This is a genomic window from Streptomyces sp. C (assembly GCF_000158895.1).
Taxonomy (GTDB): domain Bacteria; phylum Actinomycetota; class Actinomycetes; order Streptomycetales; family Streptomycetaceae; genus Streptomyces; species Streptomyces racemochromogenes.
In genome coordinates this window covers 3,106,994-3,110,851 of the sequence record NZ_GG657750.1, presented here as the reverse complement: position 1 = coordinate 3,110,851, position 3,858 = coordinate 3,106,994, and the positions used below count along the sequence as shown (strand labels likewise).

At 71.7% G+C, this 3,858-nt stretch carries 3 protein-coding genes, 1 rRNA gene and 1 pseudogene; 1 reads left to right on the top strand and 4 read right to left on the bottom strand.

The features are described 5' to 3' along the window. Positions 1 to 235 precede the first annotated feature (235 nt). Positions 236 to 352: ribosomal RNA gene (gene rrf / locus SSNG_RS13810) — 5S ribosomal RNA — on the top strand. Between the two features lie 86 nt (positions 353 to 438). Here the strand turns inward: rrf and SSNG_RS13805 are convergent. The 4 genes and pseudogenes from SSNG_RS13805 to SSNG_RS13790 all read right to left on the bottom strand — a co-directional run. Continuing rightward, a complete protein-coding gene (locus SSNG_RS13805) occupies positions 439 to 1,035 on the bottom strand; it encodes a Uma2 family endonuclease (protein WP_007264447.1) in 597 nt (198 codons plus the stop codon). A 40-nt stretch (positions 1,036 to 1,075) separates the two neighbouring features. Further along, positions 1,076 to 2,386 carry a DUF58 domain-containing protein gene (locus SSNG_RS13800; RefSeq protein WP_007264446.1) on the bottom strand — a complete coding sequence of 437 codons (1,311 nt, stop codon included), beginning with the start codon at positions 2,384 to 2,386 and terminating at the stop codon, positions 1,076 to 1,078. After that, positions 2,386 to 3,348 (bottom strand): MoxR family ATPase, encoded by a 963-nt coding sequence (locus SSNG_RS13795; protein WP_007264445.1) that lies wholly within the window; start codon positions 3,346 to 3,348, stop codon positions 2,386 to 2,388. Before SSNG_RS13795 ends, SSNG_RS13800 begins: the two co-directional genes overlap by 1 nt. Continuing rightward, positions 3,345 to 3,858 (bottom strand): annotated as a pseudogene (locus SSNG_RS13790) (DUF4350 domain-containing protein); the annotation flags it as partial. The gene SSNG_RS13795 and the pseudogene SSNG_RS13790, both read right to left, overlap by 4 nt.

The window sequence follows — 3,858 nt, the reverse complement described above, 5'->3', positions numbered from 1 at the left end:
AACCGCTGAAAGCATCTAAGCGGGAAGCCTGCTTCAAGATGAGTATTCCCACCTCCTTGAGAGGGTAAGGCTCCCAGTAGACGACTGGGTTGATAGGCCAGATGTGGAAGCCCGGTAACGGGTGGAGCTGACTGGTACTAATAGGCCGAGGGCTTGTCCTCAGTTGCTCGCGTCCACTGTGTTAGTTCTGAAGTAACGAACTCGCCTTGCCGGCTGGAGTTCAACTTCATAGTGTTTCGGTGGTCATAGCGTTAGGGAAACGCCCGGTTACATTCCGAACCCGGAAGCTAAGCCTTTCAGCGCCGATGGTACTGCAGGGGGGACCCTGTGGGAGAGTAGGACGCCGCCGAACAATCTTTGTGGGAAAGCCCCGCACCTTATGGTGCGGGGCTTTTCTGCGTTTACGGGCCGATCGGGCCGAAAGCGGCCCTGCTCGTTTCACCAGTCGGCGGGATAGACCTTGAGGCCGCTCGTGTCGAGCGTCCACCGGCCGGCGGTGACGGTGTCCCCGAAGGCGTACGGGACCTTCTTGCGGTACCGGATGCCGTCCGGGCCTTCCGAAGGGTCGCTGTGCACCGTCACGGTCTTCTTGTCCTTGCGGGGGTCCACCACGACGTACAGGGGAAGGCCCATCCTCGGGTAGTCGTGCAGCTTGTCGCGGATGTCGGTCAGGGAGTTCGTACGGGAGACGACCTCCACCACCATCAGGACGTCATGCGAGTTGACGACCTTCGCGGTGTCGTCGGTGTCCTCCTCCGCGATGACCATGAGGTCCGGGACCTTCGTCAGGCCGGTCACCGGGTCGCCCATGTTCGTGTCGTTGAGGGCCATCACCTCGGGGGTCTGGGCCTCGATCTGGCGGCGCAGTCTCACCACGTTCAGGCCGTGGGGAGCGGTGGGAGTCACCATCGTGAGGAAGATCTGACCGTCGGTGGTCTGCACCTTCCACTGGTCTTCCTGGTGTTCGGCCAGCTCTGAGAGCTGCTCCGCGAAGTCGTGCAGGCGGCGCATCTGCTCTGGAGTGAGGTCGGCCATGGTGTCCTCCCGGTGGGTGCCGGCTCCACCGTATCCAGGGTCAGAGGCGGCCGGCGGCCTTCAGGGCGAGGTAGGTGTCCGCCAGGGCGGGGGCCAGGGTGTCGGGGGTGGCGTCGACGACGTGGACGCCGTGGCGGGTGAGCTGGTCCGCCGTGCGGTGGCGCTGGGACTGGGTCTGGGTGGCCGCGGCGGCCTCGTAGACGGCGTCCAGGGAGCCGCGGGCCGCGGCCATGGCGGCGATGTGGGGGTCGGCCACGGAGGCCAGGACGACCGTGTGGCGCTGGGTGAGGCGGGGGAGGAGCGGGAGGAGGCCCTCTTCGATGGGGGCCGCGTCCAGGCTCGTCAGGAGGACCACCAGGGAGCGGCGCGGGGCGCTGCGCAGGATGGTGGAGACCAGGGTGCGGGCGTCCGTCTCGACCAGTTCGGGTTCGAGGCCGGCCATGGCGTTGACGAAGGCCGGGAGGGTGTCGGCGGCCGAGCGGGCCTGGACCTGGGCGCGGGGGCGGCGGTCGTGGGCCAGGAGGTCGACGCGGTCGCCGGCGCGGGTGGCCAGGGCGGTCAGGAGCAGGGCGGCGTCCATGGCGGAGTCCAGGCGGGGGGCGTCGCCGACGCGTCCGGCCGAGGTGCGTCCGGTGTCGAGGCAGATCAGGATGTGGCGGTCGCGTTCGGGGCGCCAGGTGCGGACGGCGACCTTCTGTTGGCGGGCGGTGGCGCGCCAGTCGATGGAGCGGGTGTCGTCGCCGGGTACGTAGTCGCGGAGGCTGTCGAACTCGGTGCCCTCGCCCCGGGTCAGCAGGCTGGTGCGGCCGTCGAGTTCGCGGAGCCGCGCGAGGCGGGACGGGAGGTGCTTGCGGCTGGTGAAGGGCGGCAGGACGCGGACCGTCCAGGGGACGTCGTGGTTGCCCTGGCGGGCGCACAGGCCGAGCGGGCCGTACGAGCGGACGGTGACGAGCGCGGCCTTGCGGTCGCCGCGCCGGGTGGGGCGCAGGCGGGTGGTGACGCGGCGGCGTTCGCCGGCGGGGACGGTCAGGGTGTGGCGGGAGGCGTCCGCTTCGGTGCCGGGGTGCCAGCTGCTGGGGGGCCAGGCGTCGCGGATGCGGGCCCGCAGGGTGCGGGTGCCGGGGTTGGTGAGGGTGAGGTCGACGTCGGCGGTGTCGCCGAGGCGGACTGTGGTGGCACCCGTTCGGGTGAGTCGCAGGGCGCGTACGGGGGCGGCGAGGGCGTAGTCGACGGCGCAGGCCAGGCCGATGGTGCCGTTGACGGCGAGGAGGCCCGTCCAGCTGGGTTCGAGGAGGCCTACGGGGAGGCTGCCGAGGGCCGCGAGCAGGGCGGCGCGTCCGGTGAGGGCCATCAGCGGGGGACGGGGACGTGGGTGAGGATCGCGGAGATGACGGAGTCGGCGGTGACGCCTTCCATCTCGGCTTCGGGGCGCAGCTGTACGCGGTGGCGCAGCGTGGGCAGGGCGAGGGCCTTGACGTCGTCGGGGGTGACGTAGTCGCGGCCGGTGAGCCAGGCCCAGGCGCGGGAGGTGGCGAGGAGGGCGGTCGCGCCGCGGGGGGAGACGCCGAGGGTGAGGGAGGGCGATTCGCGGGTGGCGCGGCAGAGGTCGACGACGTAGGCGGCGATCTCGGGGGAGACGGTGGTGTTCTCGACGGCCTTGCGGGCGGCTTCGAGTTCGCGGGCGCCGGCGACGGGGCGGATGCCGGCGGCGTGCAGGTCGCGGGGGTCGAAGCCGGCGGCGTGCCGGGTGAGGACGCCGATCTCGTCCTCGCGGGAGGGGAGGGGGACGGTCAGTTTGAGGAGGAAGCGGTCGAGCTGGGCTTCGGGGAGGGGGTAGGTGCCCTCGTACTCGACGGGGTTCATGGTGGCGGCGACGAGGAAGGGGTCGGGGAGCCGGCGCGGGGTGCCGTCGACGGTGACCTGGCGTTCCTCCATGGCTTCCAGGAGGGAGGACTGGGTCTTGGGGGGCGTGCGGTTGATCTCGTCGGCGAGGAGGAGGTTGGTGAAGACGGGGCCGTCCTGGAAGGAGAACTCGGCGGTGCGGGCGTCGTAGACGAGGGAGCCGGTGACGTCGCTCGGCATCAGGTCGGGGGTGAACTGGACGCGCTTGGTGTCGAGTGCGAGGGAGGCGGCGAGGGCGCGGACGAGGAGGGTCTTGGCGACGCCGGGGACGCCTTCGAGGAGGACGTGGCCGCGGCACAGGAGTGCGACGACGAGTCCGGTGACGGCGGAGTCCTGGCCGACCACGGCCTTGGAGATTTCGGTGCGGAGCGCTTCCAGGGAGGAGCGGGCGCTGTCCGTGGTGGCCGTCATGAGGTGCGGACCTCTCTTTCGAGGGCGTCGAGGTGGTCGGCGAGCGCGACGAGTGCCGCGTCGTCGGCGGGGGTGGTGCCGAAGAGGGTGGTGGCCGTGTCGGGTCCGGCGGCGGCGGGCCGGCGGGCGGCCACGGCGGGGACGAGGGTGGCGGGGTCGTGGGCCTGGGCGGGCGGTACGCCGACCAGTGCGGCGAGGCGTTCGCGGGCGGCGGTGCGCAGGACGGTGGCGGCGCGGTCGCGGGCGGAGGCCTTGCGGTAGAGGCGGGCGCGGCCCTCGGTGGTCTCGGAGGCGCGGATGGCGACGGGGAGGTTCTCGGTGACGAGGGGGCCGAGCCGGCGGGCGCGCCAGAGGGCGGCGAGGGCGGCGGCGGCGAAGAGCTGGAGCAGGGCCCAGAGCCAGCCGGAGGGGACGAGGTCGAGGAGGCTCTTCTCGTCGGCGGGGGTGTCGGCGGGCATGTCCGCGAGGGTGGGGAGGTACCAGACGAGGTCGGGGCGGGAGCCGAGGAGC